The following is a 16,607-nucleotide window of genomic DNA, read 5'->3' on the forward strand; positions in this document are numbered from 1 at the left end:
CAGTTCGGCCGGTCCGAATTCCATCGTCGCCACCCCGGGGGGGGCGCACCAGGCGGCAGAGGAGAATTTTCTTGCGTGACTGCTCCCCGGGCGTTCTGGTGGGCGGGGGCCCGTCCCCCCCCCCGCCCCGCCGTCTGCCGTCGGCCGCGGGCCCGCCGTCCTCGACCGGCCCGCCGTCTGTCGTCCTCCGCGGGCTCAGCGCCGCCCGGAGCGGCGGCCGCCCTCGGAGCCGGAGCCGCCGGTCAGCCCGGCCCGGCGCAGCGCGTCGGCCATGGCGCTGTTGGCCGGCGCGGCCTGGCCGCCCCCACCGGAGCCGCCCTGGCCGCCCTGGCCGCCGGCCGAACCGCCGCCCGAACCGCGCCGGTCCTGACGCGGCGGGCGCCCCTGCCGCGCGCCACCCCGGTCGCCCCGGTCGCCGCGCTCGTTCCCGCGCTCGCTCCCCCGGGAGCCGCCGCGGTCACCGCCCCGCTCGCGCCCGACCTCGTCGTCCAGCCGCAGCGTCAGCCCGATCCGCTTGCGCGGCACGTCCACGGTCGTCACCCGGACGGTGACGATGTCGCCGGGCTTGACCACCTCGCGCGGGTCCTTGACGAAGTTCTTCGACAGCGCCGAGACGTGCACCAGCCCGTCCTGGTGGACGCCGACGTCCACGAAGGCGCCGAAGGCCGCGACATTGGTGACCACGCCCTCCAGCACCATGCCCACCTCCAGGTCGCCGATCTTGTCGACGCCCTCCTTGAAGGTCGCGGTGCGGAACGCCGGGCGCGGGTCGCGGCCCGGCTTGTCCAGCTCCCCGAGGATGTCGGTGACCGTCGGGATGCCGAAGGTGTCGTCGGCGAAGTCGCCCGGCCGCAGCGCCCGCAGCGCGGTGCCGTTGCCGATCAGCCCGCGCAGTTCCCCGCCGGTCGCGGCCAGGATCCGGCGCACCACCGGGTACGCCTCCGGGTGCACGCTGGACGCGTCCAGCGGGTCGTCGCCGTCCGGGATGCGCAGGAAGCCCGCGCACTGCTCGAAGGCCTTCGGGCCGAGCCGGGCGACGTCCTTGAGCGCCTTGCGGGTGCGGAACGGGCCGTTGGCGTCCCGGTGCGCGACGATGTTGTCGGCGAGCGTCCCGGTGATGCCGGAGACCCTGGTCAGCAGCGGCGCCGAGGCCGTGTTGACGTCCACCCCGACCGCGTTGACGCAGTCCTCGACCACCGCGTCCAGCGAGCGGGAGAGCTTCACCTCGCTCAGGTCGTGCTGGTACTGGCCGACCCCGATCGACTTGGGGTCGATCTTGACCAGTTCGGCCAGCGGGTCCTGGAGGCGGCGGGCGATCGAGACCGCGCCGCGGATCGACACGTCCAGCTCCGGCAGCTCCTGCGAGGCGAACGCGGAGGCCGAGTAGACCGAGGCGCCGGCCTCGCTGACCATCGCCTTGGTCAGCCCCAGCTCCGGGTGGCGCCCGATGAGGTCCTCGGCGAGCTTGTCCGTCTCCCGGGAGGCGGTGCCGTTGCCGATCGCCACCAGGTCGACGGCGTGCTTCTTCGCCAACGCGGCCAGCGTGGCGATCGAGGCGTCCCACTTGTTGGCCGGCTGGTGCGGGTAGATCGTGTCGTACGCGACCACCTTGCCGGTGTCGTCCACGATCGCGACCTTCACGCCCGTGCGGAAACCCGGGTCCAGGCCCATCGTGGCGCGGGTGCCGGCCGGGGCGGCCAGCAGCAGGTCACGCAGGTTGGCGGCGAAGACGCGCACCGCCTCGTCCTCGGCCTCCTGGCGCAGCCGGCCGCGCAGGTCGATGCCGAGCCGGACCAGGATCCGGGTGCGCCACGCCCAACGCACGGTGTCACCGAGCCACTTGTCGCCCGGGCGGCCGCGGTCGGCGACGCCGAAGCGGGCGGCGATCCGCTGCTCGTAGTCGTTCGCGCCCGGGAGGTCCCCGGCCTCCTCGCCGTCGTACGGGGAGAGGTCGAGGTCCAGCACGTCCTCCTTCTCGCCGCGCAGCATCGCCAGGATCCGGTGCGACGGGAGCTTGGTGTACGGCTCGGCGAAGTCGAAGTAGTCGGCGAACTTGGCGCCGTCCTGCTCCTTGCCCGCCCGGACGGTGGCGACCAGCCGGCCCCGCGTCCACATCCGCTCGCGCAGCGAGCCCACCAGGTCCGCGTCCTCGCCGAACCGCTCGACCAGGATCGACCGGGCGCCCTCCAGCGCGGCGGCCGCGTCCGCCACCGACTCGTTCAGGTACGTCGCGGCGAGCGCGGCCGGGTCCTGCGCCGGGTCGGCGAGCAGCGTGTCGGCCAGCGGCTCCAGCCCGGCCTCGCGGGCGATCTGCGCCTTGGTACGCCGCTTCGGCTTGTACGGCAGGTAGATGTCCTCCAGCCGCGCCTTCGAGTCGGCGGCCAGGATCTGCGCGCGCAGCGCGTCGTCCAGCCTGCCCTGCGACTCGATCGACTCCAGGACGGCGCTGCGGCGCTCCTCCAGCTCGCGCAGGTAACGCAGCCGCTCCTCCAGCGCGCGCAGCTGCGCGTCGTCGAGCGAGCCGGTGACCTCCTTGCGGTAGCGGGCCACGAACGGCACGGTCGCCCCGCCGTCGAGCAGCTCGACCGCCGCCTTCACCTGCCCGTCGCGAACGCCCAGCTCCTCGGCGATCTTCCGCTCGATCGCCTGCTGGGCCTGCTTGGCCGCCTGTTCGACTGGCGTGGTCACGAAGCCGGTCACCTTCTCCAGAGTTGCTGTCCCCGTATGTCCCTGCATTCTGGCACTGCCCGGCGACACCTCCCGGACGCACCCGCCGCCACCGGGCGTGGCGCGGGCTGCCGCGTGCGGGTGTTCGTCAGGAGCGGTCGTTGATGGTCGGCTCCGGGCGGCCGTTGTCGGCGATCCGGATCAGGTGGGTCTGCTTGTCCGCCGTCACCAGGCGCAACTGGTCCGGGCCGGCCCAGGTGAGCTCCGTGATGCCGTTGAAGTCGCCGTCGATGAACGCGACCTCCCAGCGACGGGTGGCCAGGCCGGAACCGTCGTCGACGTAGACGTAGTAGAGCGGGTCCGGACCCAATCCCGACAGGCCCTCCTGGACCACCAGGCGGCGGTCCGGCCGGCCGGGCGCCGCCTCGTCGCGCGTCGTGGTGAGGTCGTCCGGGAGGACGCTGTAGAGGAACCAGAACGGCACGGTGAACAGGCCCAACGTGACCACCACGACGCCGAGCACGCTGCGGGCCCAGACCTTCCCCCGTGCGGACACCAGTGCCACGAAGAGCAGTGCCAGCACCAACGTCCCGAACAGCAGCGGATGGTCGAGCCACTCCCGCAACACCAGCAGCCCGCCCGAGCGCCGGTGGAGCCGGCCCACCAGTACTGCGGCGCCCAGCGCCACCGCGCCCCCGAGCGCCCCCCACATGACCCAACGGTCCCACCCAGCTCTCATAACCTCACCCTAGTGTTCGAAATCCACCCAACCGCTGCCGCACCCGGCGGTACAGTGCCGGGCATGTGCGCTGCCGCTCGGATGCACAACCGCCCGCACGACGACGAACCGGACATCGACGCCGCCCTGGTACGGCGGCTGCTCGCCGCCCAGTTCCCGCAGTGGAAAACGCTCCCGCTCGAACAGGTCGCCTCGGCCGGGACGGACAACGTGATGTTCCGGCTCGGGCCCGAACTCGCCGTCCGGCTGCCCCGGGTGAGCTGGGCGGCCGACAGCATCGCCCGTGAGCAGCAGTGGCTGCCGCGACTGGCCCCACACCTGCCGCTGCCGATCCCCGAACCGCTCGCCCACGGCCGCCCGGCCGCCGGCTACCCGTGGGAGTGGTCGGTGCTGCGCTGGCTCGGCGGTGCCAACCCGGTCCTCGGATCGGTCACCGCACCCCTGCGACTCGCCCAGGACCTCGCCGCGTTCGTCACCGCGCTGCGCTCCGCCGACCCGGAGGGTGCCCCGCAGTCCTCCCGCGGCGGCCGGCTCGCCACCCGGGACGCCGCCACCCGGGCCGCGATCGGCCGGCTGACCGGGATGATCGACACCGAGGCGGCAACCGCCGTGTGGGACAAGGCCCTTCATCTCCCCGAACCCACCGGCCGGCCCGCCTGGATGCACGGCGACCTCTCCCCCGGCAACGTCCTGCTGGCCGACCAACACCTGGTCTCCGTCATCGACTTCGGCCTGATGGGCGTCGGCGACCCGACCGTGGACCTCATCGTCGCCTGGAACCTCCTCCCCGCCACCGCCCGCCCCGTCTTCCGCGCCGCCCTCGCGACCGACGACGCCACCTGGGAACGCGGCCGCGCCTGGGCCCTCTCCATCGCCCTCATCCAGCTCCCCTACTACCGCACCACCAACCCGGGCCTGGCCGCCAACTCCCGCCACGTCATCCGCGAGGTCCTGGCCGACCGCAGCGTGTGAACTTCTGCACCAACTCAGACAGTTGACTCTCCGGACCGCCCGCCCGCTGCCTCAGCCGACCGCCGCGCGCGCCTCGTCCGCCGGCGGCGAGGGCGGCGGGTCCCGGGGCGGAAGCGGGCCGGTGCGACGTCCCGGCCCGGGAGTTGGCGCGGAGGCGCTCGGTAGGGTGCGGGCATGACACGCCACCTCGCCTTCGACGGCCTCTGCAACTTCCGTGACCTGGGCGGCTACTCGACCGCTGACGGGCGGTCGACCCGCTGGGGCCGGCTCTACCGCTCGGACTCGCTCGGGAAGCTCTCCTCCCCCGGCGACCTGGCACGGTTCCGGGCGCTCGGCATCGGGACCGTGATCGACCTTCGCTACCCCTGGGAGATCGCCCGCCGGGGGCGGATAGCCGAGCTGGACGGGGTGGCCTACCACAATCTGTCGATCGAGCACCGGCCGTACGACCAGGCCGAGATCGACCCGGAGCTCGACCCCTGGCGCTACCTGGCCGACCGGTTCGCCGAGGTGGCCGAGGACGGGGTGGTGGAGATCCAGGAGGTGCTGGAGGTGATCGCGGCGGCCGACCGGCCGGTGGTGTTCCACTGCGCCTCGGGCAAGGACCGCACGGGGCTGATCGCCGCGCTGGTGCTCACCCTCGTCGGGGTCTCCGAGGACGACGTGGCCGCGGACTTCGCGCTGACCGAGCTGGCCACCCCGCGGCTGGTGGCCGACTGGCACGCCTCCAACCCCGGGCGCGCGCTGCGCTGGCCGGGGTTCGGGCGCGCACCGGAGGAGGTGATCCGGCACGTGCTCGCCGATCTGACCCACTCCCACGGTTCGGTGCGCGCCTATGCCACGGGCAAACTCGGCATCGGCGAGGAGCTGATCGGCGATCTGCGCGCGCGACTGCTCGCCGATTAGCGGACCGTCGGGGAAGCACCTGCCTCAGCGCCGACGCGGCTTGCCCTGCCGGCCCCTGCTCTGCGGCTTGCGCGCCTCGCGACTCCCTGCGTCCCGGCTCCTGGCGTCCCGGCTCCCCGCGCCGCCCGAAGCGACTGCCTCCGCCGTGTCCGGCCAGTGGCCGGGGCGGGTGAGCGTCTCCGGCAGCCGGGTGGTGGCGTCGCCACGGGCGGCGTTGAGCTGGGCCTGGGTGAGGAAGAGCGCCTCGGTGAGGTCGGCGCCCGCGAGGTTGGCGTCACGCAGGTCCGCGCCGATGAGGTCGGCGAGGCGCAGGTCCGCGCCGGAGAGGTCGGCGGCGACCAGCAGGGCGCCGCGCAGGTTGGCGCCGCGCAGGTCCGCGCCGCGCAGGCGGGCGCCGAACAGGTCGGCACCCCGGTGCTCACGTCGGCGGGGCACGGCGGCGCGGACGAGTTCGCTCGCCTTGAGCAGCAGCTCGGCCACGCCCTGCCGGTGGGCGGGGACATCGACCGCGAGGATCTCCTCGGGGGTGCCGGCGGCGAGCCGCCCGGTCTCCTCCAGGGCCCGGCGCAGTTCGGCGTGGACGGGGCGGGCGGGGGCGAAGGCGAGCGCCTCGGTGAGGTACCAGAGCAGCTCGTGCAGCTGCCGGACCACTGGGAACACCTCGAACATCTGCTGCGCGCCCGCCGGCTCCTCGCGCCAGTTCCGGCCGCCGTAGGTGACCTGCGACACGTGCTGGCCGGCGCCGAAGCAGTCGTAGACGGTGCAGCCCTGGAAGCCCCGGTCGCGCAGCCGGGCGTGGATGCCGCAGCTGAAGTCCGTCTGGAGGTTGCGGCAGGGAGTGCCGGCGGACTTGTTGACGGCGAAGTCGGCGCCGGCGGCGAACGGCAGCGCGACACAGCACAGCCCGAAGCAGCTCCCGCAGTCGGACAGCAGGTTCAGCGGCGCGGGCTCGGGCGCAGTCGGGGAAACAGGCGTGGGCTCGGTCACTGTGCTGGTGTTCCTCCGGACGACGGCTCCCGGCTGGTCCGGGCCCCAGTAGAGCGTACCGACACCACCACCGCGCCCGCGGCGGGCCGGGGAGGCCGCGTGCACGGCGGCCGGGAACCGGGAGCCCGGTCACGGCAGTCCGTTAGTGTGGTCGGCCGGTGTCGGTCCGGTCCGTACGGAATCGGGGGCACCGGAGACACCCGGACCACCGATCAGCGCCCAATCGGCGCCCGATCGGCAATCGACCGGCAACCGATCGGCAACCGATCACTGGAGGAGAGCAGGCATGTCCCGGCACGACGTGGCGGCGTACCCGGACACCGAGGACACCGACGTCCCAGCTGCGCCGGCCGCATCCCCCCGCTTCTCCCCCCGCGCCCGCACCGCCGCCCTCACCCTGCTCTGCTTCGCGGTCTGCCTCGGCATCGCCGCCCAGCAGTGGTCCACCCTCCAGCTGGGCGGCTTCGACCTGGGCATCTTCGACCAGGGCGTGCGCGGCTACGCGCACTTCGGTCTGCCGGTGTCGTCGCTGAAGAGCTTCCACCACGAGTTCCCCCCGGGCTTCTCGCTCCTCGGCGACCACTTCTCGCCCGTGATCGCGCTGATGGCGCCGCTCTACTGGCTCTGGGACGACCCGCGTTCCCTCCTGATCGGCCAGGCGCTCTGCTTCGCGGCCGGCGTGCCGCTGATCCGCCGGGTGGCGGACCGCTGCTTCGCCGACGCCGACCCGCGTACCGCCCGCCGTGCCGCCGACCTGGCGGGGCTCGCGTACGGGCTGGGCTGGCCGCTGCTGGTGGCCTCGCGCGGCGGGTTCCACGAGGTGGCGTTCGCCGTGCCGCTCACCCTGCTGATGCTGGAGCGCGGGATGGCCCGCCGCTACGGCACGGCCGCGCTGGCCGGACTGCTGCTCTGCTGCACCAAGGAGGACATGGGCCTGGCGGTCGGCGCGTACGGGCTGGTCCTGCTGCTGCGGGCCCGCCGGGACGAGGACCGTCAGCGCCGCCGGCAGACCGCCCGCTGGGGCGCCGGTCTCCTGCTGGGCGGGCCGTTGGCCGCCGCCGTCGCGATCGGTTGGCTGATCCCGGCGATGGGCGGAGTGCCGGGCTACTACTGGAACTACCAGTCGCTGGGCGAGGACGGCGGCTCCGCCGTCTCCAACGTCCTCGGCGACCCGACCCTCCTCTTCTCCACACTCTTCGACGCGCCGCTCAAGCCGCTGCTGCTGCTCTGGATCTTCGGCACGCTGTTCCTTCTCCCCCTCCGCTCGGCGACGGTGCTCTGCGCCGTCCCGCTGCTCGCGGAGCGGGTGCTCTCCAGCAACCCGAACCACTGGTCGATCGCCCGGCACTACGACGCCTTCCTCTGGCCGATCCTGCTGGTGGCCGCGCTGGAGGTGCTGGGCCGCTGCCACGGCCGCGCGCTGACCCGCCGGCTCGGCGTGGCGGCGGCGGCCGTGACGGTCGCGGCGGCGCTGCCGCTGGGGGCGGCGAACCTGTTCGTCCCCGCCTACTGGCAGCCGAAGCAGAGCGAGGCGGCGCTGCTCCGGGGTGTCGGGCAGATCCCGGACGGCGCCACGGTCGAGGCCGACAACCAGGCCGCGCCGCGGCTCTCCGCCCGTACCGACGTCGTGCTGGTGGACGAGAAGCCGCGCGGGCGCGAGTACGTGCTGATCCGCTCGGACAAGCGCGCGTTCCCGTTCAAGACGGACCGCGAGCAGGCCGCCCGGATCGAGCTGCTGCTGTCCCACGGCTACCAGCAGATCTGGGCCGAGGACGGCGTCGTGCTGCTGCACCGGGAGGGCTCCGAACCGGTCCCCGGCGAGCACATCCCCGGGCCGGACAGCACCCCGTACCAGGACGAGGTGCCGTCCGACGTCGGCCACAACCTCTTCCGGGGCTGAGCGACCCCGGGGCTGAGCGACCCCGGACGTCAGCTCTCGAAGGGCTCGCGCGACTCGTACGGCAGCAGCTCGGCGCGCTTCGGCGGCCGGCCGTCGCCGGACGAGCGCCCGGTGAGGCGGCGGCCGACCCAGGGGCCGAGGTGGGTGCGGGCCCAGCGGGCGTCGGCGGCCAGCTTCTCGGTGCGGCTGCGCGGCGCGGCGGCCGGCAGCGGGGCGCGCCAGTCGGACGAGGCCGGGCGGCCGAGCGACTCCAGCACGGCTTCGGCGACGCGGCGGTGGCCCTCGGGCGAGAGGTGGAGGCGGTCCTCGGCCCAGAGCCGGCGGTCGTCGAAGCAGGGCGCGGAGAACAGGTCGACCACCGCGATGCCCGGGTCCTGGCCGAGCTCGTGCACGAAGGCCTTCATCCGCAGGATCGCCGGGAGCAGCCGGGCGCTGCCGGCCATCCGCCGGGTGGGGTCGGTGCTGGTGAACATCACCACGGTGGCGCCGGTGGCGCGCAGCGCGGTGGCGGAGCGGCCGAGCAGGTCCTCGACCCGGGCGATGTCGCAGCGCGGGCGCAGCACGTCGTTGAGGCCGCCGGCCAGGGTGACCAGTTCGGCGCCCATCGCGGTGGCGGCGGGCAGCTGCTCGTCGTGGATCTGGCCGATGAGCTTGCCCCGGACTGCGAGGTTGGCGTACCGGAAGGCACCGGCGGGCTGCTCGGCGGCGAGGCGGTCGGCGACCCGGTCGGCCCAGCCTCGGTAGTGGCCGTCGGGGAGCAGCTCGTCGCACATGCCCTCGGTGAAGGAGTCCCCCACGGCGAGGTAGCTGGCGTATCCGGTGCGACCGGTGTGGCCGGGGTAACCGGCGTCTCCGGTGGGCGTGGTGGGCGCGGTGGGCGCGCTCTTCTCCGCTGTGTTCTCCATAGCCCGACGATCGTACGCGCAGCGCCCCGGCCCGCCGCGGCAGCCCTCCCCTCCCCCGACCGCCCGCCAGACCGCCCGCCAGGCCCGACCGCCAGGCCCGACCGGCGTCCGCATCAACGCGGCCGCTCATCGAACGCCGACCGCCCGTTTATCGGTACCCGGCACAGTGATGCCACCTCACCGCCCGGGGCCCGGCCGTCGCCCAGGCGCCCCGGAGCCCGGGCGGTGCGCGCACCCGGCGTCCGAGCCGCACGCGCGGGGCCACGACCGGCAACGGGGGTTCCGGTCGTGGCCCGAGCCCACTCGCCGACGTGGCTGACCCAGAGCCCCGCGCGAGCGTCGACCGGTCCGAGGGCAGTGACGAAGTCCGCGAGCAGCGGGCTGTCGATGGGTTCGAGCATCCGCGAGGTGTTCACCTGGGCGTGTTCGTAGGACGTCGTCGCAGGCCCGTTAGCCCGTCGGCACCGCCGTGTCAGCGGCCGCTTCGTGCCCGGCTTCTGCCGGTTGGCGCCCGACCTCTGCCACTGCCCGCCGTTCCACGACGGCCCCCGTGACCCAGTGCGCGCGCACCGCGTCCGTCGGCCGCTGATCGCCGAGGGCGCCGAGGCCCCACACCCCCAGTGCGTCGACCACCTGACGGAGCGTCGCGCCGCGTTCGGTGAGTTCGTAGACGGTGGCGTTGGCGGGGCGCTCCAGCCGGCGGCGCAGGACCAGGCCTTCGCCCTCCAGCTGCTTGAGCCGCGCGGCGAGGATGTCGGTGGAGACGCCGGGCAGGTCGGCGTGCAGGTCCGTGTAGCGGCGCGGGCCGGCCAGGAGTTCACGGACGATCAGGAGGCTCCAGCGCTCCCCCACCGCGTCCAGGGCGCGGGCGACGGCGCAGTACTGGTCGTAGCTTCGGCGTGACATGTGGATCAGCATAGCCAAAAGGTTGGACTTTCCAAGTGCTTACTTGGTAGAACAAAGCAACCAGGAACCATGCGGGGTGACGGTCGGGAGGCCGCAGATGGAGTTTCGGCAGTCCAGCAAGCTGACGGACGTGTGCTACGAGATCCGGGGCCCGGTGGTCGACCAGGCCAACGCCCTGGAGGAGGCCGGGCACAGCGTGCTGCGGCTGAACACGGGGAACCCGGCGACGTTCGGCTTCGAGGCGCCGGAAGAGATCATCCAGGACATCATCCGCAACCTGCCCAACGCACACGGCTACAGCGACTCCCGCGGCATCCTGCCGGCCCGTCGCGCCGTCGTGCAGTACTACCAGCAGCGCGGCGTGAACGGGGTCACCGTCAACGACGTCTACCTCGGCAACGGTGTCTCCGAGCTGATCCAGATGGCCGTCACGGCGCTGGTGGACGACGGCGACGAGGTGCTCGTCCCGATGCCGGACTACCCGCTCTGGACGGCCGTGATCCGGCTGGCCGGCGGCAAGGCGGTGCACTACGTCTGCGACGAGGAGGCGGAGTGGTACCCCGACCTCGACGACATCGCGGCCAAGATCACCGCCCGCACCAAGGCCATCGTCGTCATCAACCCCAACAACCCGACCGGCGCGGTCTACCCGAAGGAGCTGCTGGAGGGCATCCTCGACCTCGCCCGCCGGCACCACCTGATGGTCCTGGCCGACGAGATCTACGACAAGATCCTCTACGACGGCACCGAGCACCACTGCCTGGCCGCGCTCGCCGAGGACGTGCTCACCCTCACCTTCAACGGCCTCTCCAAGTCCTACCGGGTGGCCGGCTTCCGCAGCGGCTGGCTGGTCGTCTCCGGGCCCAAGCAGCTCGCCTCCGACTACCTGGAGGGGCTCACCATGCTCTCCGGCATGCGACTCTGCCCCAACGTCCCGGCCCAGTACGCCGTCCAGGCCGCGCTCGGCGGCCACCAGTCCATCAACGACCTCGTCCTGCCCAACGGCCGGCTCGCCGAGCAGCGCGACGTCGCGTACAAGGCGCTCAACGAGATCCCCGGCGTCAGCTGCGTCAAGCCCAAGGGCGCGCTGTACGCGTTCGCCAAGCTGGACCCGGCCGTGCACAAGATCGTCGACGACGAGCGGTTCGTGCTGGACCTGCTGCTCCGCGAGAAGATCCACGTCGTCCAGGGCACCGGCTTCAACTGGCCCCGCCCGGACCACTTCCGCTTCGTCACCCTCCCCCGCGCCGACGACCTGGAGACGGCGATCAACCGCATCGGCCGCTTCCTCACCTCCTACCGCCAGGTCTGAGGCCCCATTGCCAGATCCGGCGCCCTCCTGGCTCCCCGGGGCCCCGGCACACGCCGGGGCCCCGGGCGTACCACCGGCCCGGAGCGCAAGGACGAGCCCCTGGCCGTCCTGGAGGAGTACGACAGCCCGTCCTACGGCGGCAACCGATACGGCTCGTAGGCTTGGCGGCCATGACCGTCCTTCGCTCCGCCGCCCTGTTCGCCCTCGCCGCGCTCGCCGAGATCGGCGGCTGCTGGCTGATCTGGCAGAGCGTGCGCGAGTCCCGGCCGTGGTGGCTGGCCGGCCTCGGGGTGGTGGTGCTCGGCGGGTACGGCTTCGTCGCCGCTCTCCAGCCGGACAGCCACTTCGGCCGGGTGCTGGCCGCGTACGGCGGCGTCTTCGTGGCCGGCTCGCTGCTCTGGGGCATGGCGGTGGACGGCTTCCGGCCGAGCCGCTACGACGTGGCCGGGGCGCTGATCTGCCTGGCCGGGGTCGCCGTGATCATGTACGGCCCCCGCCGCTGACCGACCCACCGGCTTCCCACCTCAACAGCCGGACGGTGCCGGCGCCCCGGCACCGCCCGGCCGCGCGCTACTTGATACCGGCCGCCGCGCAGGCGTCCGCGTACTGCGGGGTGCAGATCTCGGAGGCCTTGTACAGGCCACCGCCGACCACCGTGGCCTGCACCTTCGCCTTGGTCACCACGATCGGGGTGAGCAGCAGCGCGGGAATGCGCAGCCCGCCGCTGTCGACCGCGGCACTGGCCGACGAGCTGATGTCCATGCCCTTCAGCAGTTGGACGGCGATGCTCCCCGCGGCGTCCGTCTCCGGCTTGTACGGCTTGTAGATGGTGTAGGTCTGCTCGCCCGAGATCACCCGGCGCACCGCGTCCAGGGAGGCGTCCTGGCCGCCGACCGGGACGTTCTTGATCCCGGCCGCCTTCAGCGCCTCGATGACGGAGGCGGCCATGCCGTCGTTGGCGGCGTACACGGCCTGGAAGCCGTCCTTGCCGAGGGTGCGGATGGCCTCGTTCATCTTCGCCGTGGCCACCTCCGGCTTCCACTCGCCGGACTGCTCGTAGACGATCTTCTTGACCTTCTCGTCGAGCGCCCGGTGCGCGCCGGCCTTGAACATCGCCGCATTGGGGTCGGACTCGGCACCGTTGATCATCACGACCGAGGCGGAGGCGGCCTTCGGGCCGAGTGCGTCCAGCAGGGCCTGGCCCTGGATCTCGCCCGTGCGCTGGTTGTCGAAGGAGACGTACGCGGCGACCTTGCCCTCGGCGAGCCGGTCGTAGGCGATGACCTTCGCGCCCTTGGCGGCGGCGGCCTCGACCCAGGGAGCGGTGACCTTGGCGTTCACCGGGTCGAGCAGGATGACCTTGACCCCCTTGGCCAGCAGGTCGTCGAACTGCTGCTTCTGGGCGGCCTCGTTGCCGTCCGCATTGGCGTAGTCGACGACGCACCCGGTGCACAGCGACCCCACCGTGGCTTCGATCAGCGGCTTGTCGAAGGCCTCGTACCGGGTGGAGGACGTCTTCTCGGGCAGCAGCAGACCGACGGTCGTGCTCCCCACGCCGTCCGGCGGGGTTCCTCCGTCGCTCTGGCCGCAGGCTGCGAGGGCGAGGGCCAGCGACGCGGCTGCCGTGCCCGCGGCCGCGCGACGGGTCGTTCTCTTCATGGTGGGGCGTGCCTCCTGACTGCGCCGCGGCGTTGCGGCAGAGGACGGAGTCAATCCCCGCCCGGCACTCCCGTCAATAACTGAAGGGACAACTCGTTACGTGACTGCTCGATTCGTTATGAAGTGAAGAGTGTGCGGACATCGGTGCAGACAGTGACAACGGCGGTCACGACACCGCCACCCACATGCGTCAACTCTTCAACAGGGAAAGGCTGTCGGGGCGGAACCCTCGATCTCAGGAGGCCGCCGGCCGGGCCGTCCGCCCGACACCGGCCGGACATAGGGTGGGCGCGACCGCGCCGCCGCTAGCGAAGGACGAGACGACGATGGCGAAACCACCCGAGGTGGGCGCCCCCGCGCCCGAGTTCACCCTGCCCGGACTGCTGCTGGACGAGCAGAGCGGCACCGCCGAGCGCCGCGAGTACCGGCTCGCAGAGGCGAAGGGCAGCCCGCTGGTGCTGGTCTTCTACCCGGGCGACGACACCCCGGTCTGCACGAAGCAGCTTTGCTCGTACAGCTCCGACCTGGACCGCTTCCGCGGGCTCGGCGCCACCGTGTGGGGCATCAGCCCGCAGGGGCTGGACAGCCACGAGCAGTTCGCCCGCAAGCACCGCCTCGGCTTCCCGCTGCTCGCCGACCCGGAGCGGACGGTGGTCCGCGCGTACGGCATCGCGGTGCCCGGGCTCGGACTGCGCCGGTCGGTGTTCGTGCTGGACGGCGACGGCACGGTCCGCTGGAAGCACGTCGCCCTGGCCGGGCTGACCTTCCAGCACAGCGACACCCTCGCGGAACAGCTGGCCTCGCTCGGGTAGGCCCGCCCGCCGGGCCCGTTCAGGCCCACCCGGTCGGCCCGTTCGGGCAGGCCCGGCCGTCCCGAACGGAGGGCCCGAACGGCCGTCCCGAACGGACGGGCCGAACGGACGGGCCCGGACACGCCGGTGGCCCGGCCGGGAATCCCCGGCCGGGCCACTCGAACGCGTCGGGGCTGCCTACCAGCCCCAGCCGCCGCCCTCGCCGTCGTCGTCGGTCTTGCTGTCCCAGCCCTCGCCGACCTTGCGCAGGATGGTGTAGTGGTCGACCTGCGTGCCGTTCTCGGCCAGCGCGGTCACCTTCATGGACGACTTCTGGCCCAGGTGGGCCGGGGTGACGTCGACCTTGATGAAGGAGTAGCCGGTGTAGCGGACCCGGGACCACTCGACCTTCTCGGTCACCTTCACCCCGCCCTTGGCGAAGTGGTAGGTGTCCACCGAGTCTAGGTGGTTCTCGTGGCCCTCGTAGGTGTCCGGGGCGCCGAAGTTGTAGAGGCTGCGACCGGCCGCGCCCGCCGTCACGTAGACGACGCCGTCGGTGGCGGGCTCGATGGTGGCACCGCTCGGCACCGCCTTGGAGACCTTGTTGCCGAGGATCGCGTCGGTGCGCTCGTAGACGTGGTTGTGACCGTTGATCACCAGGTCCACCCGGTACTTCTCGAACAGCGGCACCCACGCCTCGCGGACCCCGCCCTCGGAGGCGTGCGCGACCGTGGTGGAGAAGGCGCAGTGGTGGAAGAAGACCACGACGAAGTCGATGGTCTCGTCGTTCCGCAGGTCCTTCAGGGTCCGCTGCAGCCACTTGGTCTGCTTGCCCGCCGAGATGCCCAGGTTGGCCGGGATCTCGTAGGAGACGTCGTTGGCGTCCAGCGAGATGACGCCGACGTTCTTGTAGCGGAAGGAGTAGACGCCGGGGACGGTACGCGGGTCCGGGCCGTTGTCCGGCAGGTAGAAGCGGTTGTTCTCACCGCCGTAGCCGTTGGCCGAGTACCAGGCCTCCATGTCGTGGTTGCCGTAGGAGACCATCCACGGCACCTTCGACGCCACCGTCTCGGTCTGCGCCAGGAAGGCGTCCCAGGTCTTGGCGTCGTACCGAGCCTTGTCGGGGTCCGTGCCGGAGCCGGCCGCGTCGGCGTAGCAGATGTCGCCGGCGTGCAGGTGGAAGGCCGGGTTCTGGGCCAGGATGATGTGGTCGTTGCCGGCCGCGTGCGCGCTGACGCCCTGGTCGCCGAAGGCGGTGAAGGTGAACGGCTCGTACGCCTTGCCCCAGCGGTGCTCGCGCGAGGGCGCGGTGCGGAAGGTGCTGAGGGTCGAGATCGCCTGCTGCGAGGTGGGGTCGAAGCCCTGGTGGCCGACACCGTAGTAGTAGGTGGTGTCGGGCTGGAGGTCCTCCAGCGCCACGTGCAGGTAGTACTGGTCCACCGGCTGACCGGTCGGGGTCAGCGCGGGGGTGTGCAGGGCGCGCACCTCGGCCTGGACCTTCTGGCTGAGGTCCCACGGGTGCCGGCCGTAGCGCAGGAACGGCTTCTTCACCGGGGCCGGGACCTGCCAGGAGACCCGGAACTGGGTGTCCGGCTCGGGGCCGAAGGCGAGGTGACGGCCGATCGGGGCGACCAGCGAGCCGTCGATGCCGTCGGCCGTACCGCCCGTCAGCAGCTGCGGGGAGGCCGGCGCGGCGGTCGCGGTGCCGCTGCCCAGTGCACCGCCCACCGCCAGCGCGCCGACGGTGACGGCGCCGGCGCGCAGCATCCGGCGGCGGGAGAAACGGGCCCGCAGGTACTCGTGCTGCTCGGCCATGCTCATGCGGTCGGCGAGCTTCGCGGGCACGCCCATGTTGGGGATATCCATGGGCGGGACTCTTCCAGCGGTGCGTAGACCGCACACGGACGCGCGGTGAACGGGCACCGGCGTGCCGGTCAGTCGAACGCCAATGTTCGACCATGCTTCGGCAAAGCCTCGGTGCGTATGCGGACCTGGCGGGATCATCCGTCCTGCCCGGGCCCTGACGCACCCGCAGGTGCGGGCCGGTCAGCAGTCACACCGTCGGACCGGCCGGCCGGTCCTGCCGTCGGCCGGTCAGGAGGCCTCGTCCCAGGTGGAGGGGGCGCGGTTGCCGGTGCCGTCGCAGGTGCGGCAGATCTCGTCGCGGTAGGCGTGCTTGGCGCCGGTGGCGTCGACCCGGTAGCGGACGTAGACGCCGGTGCCGTCGCAGAGGAAGCAGTTGCCGCCCCCGCCGCCGACCTCGGTGGTGCCGGTGCCCTGGCAGGTGCGGCAGCTGAGCCCGGCGGTACGGCCGGTGCCCGCGCAGATACGGCAGACCGTGGTCACGTGATTCCTCCCAAGCCGGGGCGCCCCAGGAAATGGTAGTGCCCCGGCCCGCCGCGCGGACCGCCCCGGAACCGGCCCGTGATCAGCCCGCGATCAGCGGTTCAGCCCGGGAGGCCGTCGCGGACGCGGCGGGAGACGCTGATCTGCTGGAGATCGAGCAGCCCGGGCGGCTCGGCGAGACCGGGGCCGCCGGCGTGCACCCACTCGGCCACCTCCTCGACCATGTCGTCCGCCAGCACCCAGCCCAGCCAGACCGGGCGGCCGCCTGCCGCGCGGCCTTCGCCGGACGGGCCGACCACCACGACGTTGGAGTGCGCGCACGCGTCCAGGCACTTGACGGCCCGGACCCTGCCCGCCGCGCCGACGGCCTCGCGCAGCCGCTCGTACTGGCCGGCGTGGTCGACGCCGGGGTGCTTCTCCTGGGTGCCGCAGCAGCAGCCCCGGCAGACGGTGACGGTCACCGGGGCGGCGGGCCCCTTCTTCCCGGTGCGCTCACGGTCCCGACGGCTCATCGCCT

Annotated in this window: 14 protein-coding genes and 1 pseudogene; 6 read left to right on the forward strand and 9 right to left on the reverse strand. The window is 72.8% G+C overall.

The window, feature by feature from the left end; translation table 11 throughout:
• Nucleotides 1-195: 195 nt before the first annotated feature.
• Together ACZ6NC_RS17500 and ACZ6NC_RS17505 are read right to left on the reverse strand one after the other, a co-directional pair.
• A complete protein-coding gene (locus ACZ6NC_RS17500; protein ID WP_465733589.1) occupies nt 196-2,688 on the reverse strand; it encodes a Tex family protein in 2,493 nt (830 codons plus the stop codon).
• 127 nt (nt 2,689-2,815) lie between these two features.
• The gene (locus ACZ6NC_RS17505; RefSeq protein ID WP_465733591.1) at nt 2,816-3,379 is read right to left on the reverse strand and encodes a hypothetical protein; all 564 of its coding nucleotides are present in this window, start codon (nt 3,377-3,379) and stop codon (nt 2,816-2,818) included.
• Between the two features lie 90 nt (nt 3,380-3,469).
• Here ACZ6NC_RS17505 and ACZ6NC_RS17510 point away from each other — a divergent pair, with 90 nt between their 5' ends.
• Nucleotides 3,470-4,378 carry an aminoglycoside phosphotransferase family protein gene (locus ACZ6NC_RS17510; RefSeq protein WP_465733593.1) on the forward strand — a complete coding sequence of 303 codons (909 nt, stop codon included), beginning with the start codon at nt 3,470-3,472 and terminating at the stop codon, nt 4,376-4,378.
• Between the two features lie 174 nt (nt 4,379-4,552).
• Nucleotides 4,553-5,284, forward strand: a complete 732-nt coding sequence (locus ACZ6NC_RS17515; RefSeq protein ID WP_465733595.1) for a tyrosine-protein phosphatase — start codon at nt 4,553-4,555, stop codon at nt 5,282-5,284.
• Between the two features lie 24 nt (nt 5,285-5,308).
• Here ACZ6NC_RS17515 and ACZ6NC_RS17520 read toward each other — a convergent pair whose 3' ends face one another.
• Complete coding sequence (locus tag ACZ6NC_RS17520; protein ID WP_465733597.1) at nt 5,309-6,271, reverse strand: pentapeptide repeat-containing protein; 963 nt, start codon at nt 6,269-6,271, stop codon at nt 5,309-5,311.
• 286 nt (nt 6,272-6,557) lie between these two features.
• On the opposite strand from ACZ6NC_RS17520, the gene ACZ6NC_RS17525 reads away from it, so the two are divergent.
• Complete coding sequence (locus ACZ6NC_RS17525) at nt 6,558-8,171, forward strand: DUF2079 domain-containing protein (RefSeq protein WP_465733599.1); 1,614 nt, start codon at nt 6,558-6,560, stop codon at nt 8,169-8,171.
• Between the two features lie 29 nt (nt 8,172-8,200).
• Here the strand turns inward: ACZ6NC_RS17525 and ACZ6NC_RS17530 are convergent, their stop codons facing one another.
• Entirely contained in the window at nt 8,201-8,944 is a 744-nt protein-coding gene (locus tag ACZ6NC_RS17530; RefSeq protein WP_465733713.1) for an SGNH/GDSL hydrolase family protein, read from the reverse strand.
• A gap of 642 nt (nt 8,945-9,586) precedes the next feature.
• Nucleotides 9,587-9,982 (reverse strand): annotated as a pseudogene (locus tag ACZ6NC_RS17535) (winged helix-turn-helix transcriptional regulator); the annotation flags it as partial.
• 97 nt (nt 9,983-10,079) lie between these two features.
• On the opposite strand from ACZ6NC_RS17535, the gene ACZ6NC_RS17540 reads away from it, so the two are divergent.
• Together ACZ6NC_RS17540 and ACZ6NC_RS17545 are read left to right on the forward strand one after the other, a co-directional pair.
• On the forward strand, nt 10,080-11,294 hold the full coding sequence (locus ACZ6NC_RS17540) for a pyridoxal phosphate-dependent aminotransferase (RefSeq protein WP_465733601.1): 1,215 nt from the start codon (nt 10,080-10,082) through the stop codon (nt 11,292-11,294).
• A 170-nt stretch (nt 11,295-11,464) separates the two neighbouring features.
• Entirely contained in the window at nt 11,465-11,797 is a 333-nt protein-coding gene (locus tag ACZ6NC_RS17545; RefSeq protein WP_465733603.1) for a YnfA family protein, read from the forward strand.
• A gap of 67 nt (nt 11,798-11,864) precedes the next feature.
• Here ACZ6NC_RS17545 and ACZ6NC_RS17550 read toward each other — a convergent pair whose 3' ends face one another.
• Nucleotides 11,865-12,953, reverse strand: a complete 1,089-nt coding sequence (locus ACZ6NC_RS17550) for a sugar ABC transporter substrate-binding protein (RefSeq protein ID WP_465733605.1) — start codon at nt 12,951-12,953, stop codon at nt 11,865-11,867.
• A 326-nt stretch (nt 12,954-13,279) separates the two neighbouring features.
• Here ACZ6NC_RS17550 and ACZ6NC_RS17555 point away from each other — a divergent pair, with 326 nt between their 5' ends.
• On the forward strand, nt 13,280-13,765 hold the full coding sequence (locus ACZ6NC_RS17555; RefSeq protein ID WP_465733607.1) for a peroxiredoxin: 486 nt from the start codon (nt 13,280-13,282) through the stop codon (nt 13,763-13,765).
• A gap of 177 nt (nt 13,766-13,942) precedes the next feature.
• Here the strand turns inward: ACZ6NC_RS17555 and ACZ6NC_RS17560 are convergent, their stop codons facing one another.
• The 3 genes from ACZ6NC_RS17560 to ACZ6NC_RS17570 all read right to left on the reverse strand — a co-directional run bounded on the left by ACZ6NC_RS17560 (nt 13,943) and on the right by ACZ6NC_RS17570 (nt 16,602).
• Complete coding sequence (locus tag ACZ6NC_RS17560; protein WP_465733609.1) at nt 13,943-15,610, reverse strand: purple acid phosphatase family protein; 1,668 nt, start codon at nt 15,608-15,610, stop codon at nt 13,943-13,945.
• 228 nt (nt 15,611-15,838) lie between these two features.
• Nucleotides 15,839-16,090, reverse strand: coding sequence for a hypothetical protein (locus tag ACZ6NC_RS17565; protein WP_465733611.1), 252 nt, complete (start codon nt 16,088-16,090; stop codon nt 15,839-15,841).
• 101 nt (nt 16,091-16,191) lie between these two features.
• Nucleotides 16,192-16,602 (reverse strand): (2Fe-2S) ferredoxin domain-containing protein, encoded by a 411-nt coding sequence (locus tag ACZ6NC_RS17570; RefSeq protein ID WP_465733613.1) that lies wholly within the window; start codon nt 16,600-16,602, stop codon nt 16,192-16,194.
• Nucleotides 16,603-16,607: the final 5 nt, after the last annotated feature.

The sequence above is a fragment of the Kitasatospora sp. NPDC041988 genome, from assembly GCF_055588525.1.

What these genes read in the sequence shown, in the direction of transcription:
- ACZ6NC_RS17505 (WP_465733591.1), bottom strand. Translation starts at nt 3,379, where the DNA reads ATGTGGGGGGCGCTCGGGGGCGCGGTGGCGCTGGGCGCCGCAGTACTG.
- ACZ6NC_RS17510 (WP_465733593.1), top strand. Translation starts at nt 3,470, where the DNA reads ATGTGCGCTGCCGCTCGGATGCACAACCGCCCGCACGACGACGAACCG.
- ACZ6NC_RS17515 (WP_465733595.1), top strand. Translation starts at nt 4,553, where the DNA reads ATGACACGCCACCTCGCCTTCGACGGCCTCTGCAACTTCCGTGACCTG.
- ACZ6NC_RS17525 (WP_465733599.1), top strand. Translation starts at nt 6,558, where the DNA reads ATGTCCCGGCACGACGTGGCGGCGTACCCGGACACCGAGGACACCGAC.
- ACZ6NC_RS17530 (WP_465733713.1), bottom strand. Translation starts at nt 8,944, where the DNA reads ATGTGCGACGAGCTGCTCCCCGACGGCCACTACCGAGGCTGGGCCGAC.
- ACZ6NC_RS17540 (WP_465733601.1), top strand. Translation starts at nt 10,080, where the DNA reads ATGGAGTTTCGGCAGTCCAGCAAGCTGACGGACGTGTGCTACGAGATC.
- ACZ6NC_RS17545 (WP_465733603.1), top strand. Translation starts at nt 11,465, where the DNA reads ATGACCGTCCTTCGCTCCGCCGCCCTGTTCGCCCTCGCCGCGCTCGCC.
- ACZ6NC_RS17550 (WP_465733605.1), bottom strand. Translation starts at nt 12,953, where the DNA reads ATGAAGAGAACGACCCGTCGCGCGGCCGCGGGCACGGCAGCCGCGTCG.
- ACZ6NC_RS17555 (WP_465733607.1), top strand. Translation starts at nt 13,280, where the DNA reads ATGGCGAAACCACCCGAGGTGGGCGCCCCCGCGCCCGAGTTCACCCTG.
- ACZ6NC_RS17560 (WP_465733609.1), bottom strand. Translation starts at nt 15,610, where the DNA reads ATGGATATCCCCAACATGGGCGTGCCCGCGAAGCTCGCCGACCGCATG.
- ACZ6NC_RS17570 (WP_465733613.1), bottom strand. Translation starts at nt 16,602, where the DNA reads ATGAGCCGTCGGGACCGTGAGCGCACCGGGAAGAAGGGGCCCGCCGCC.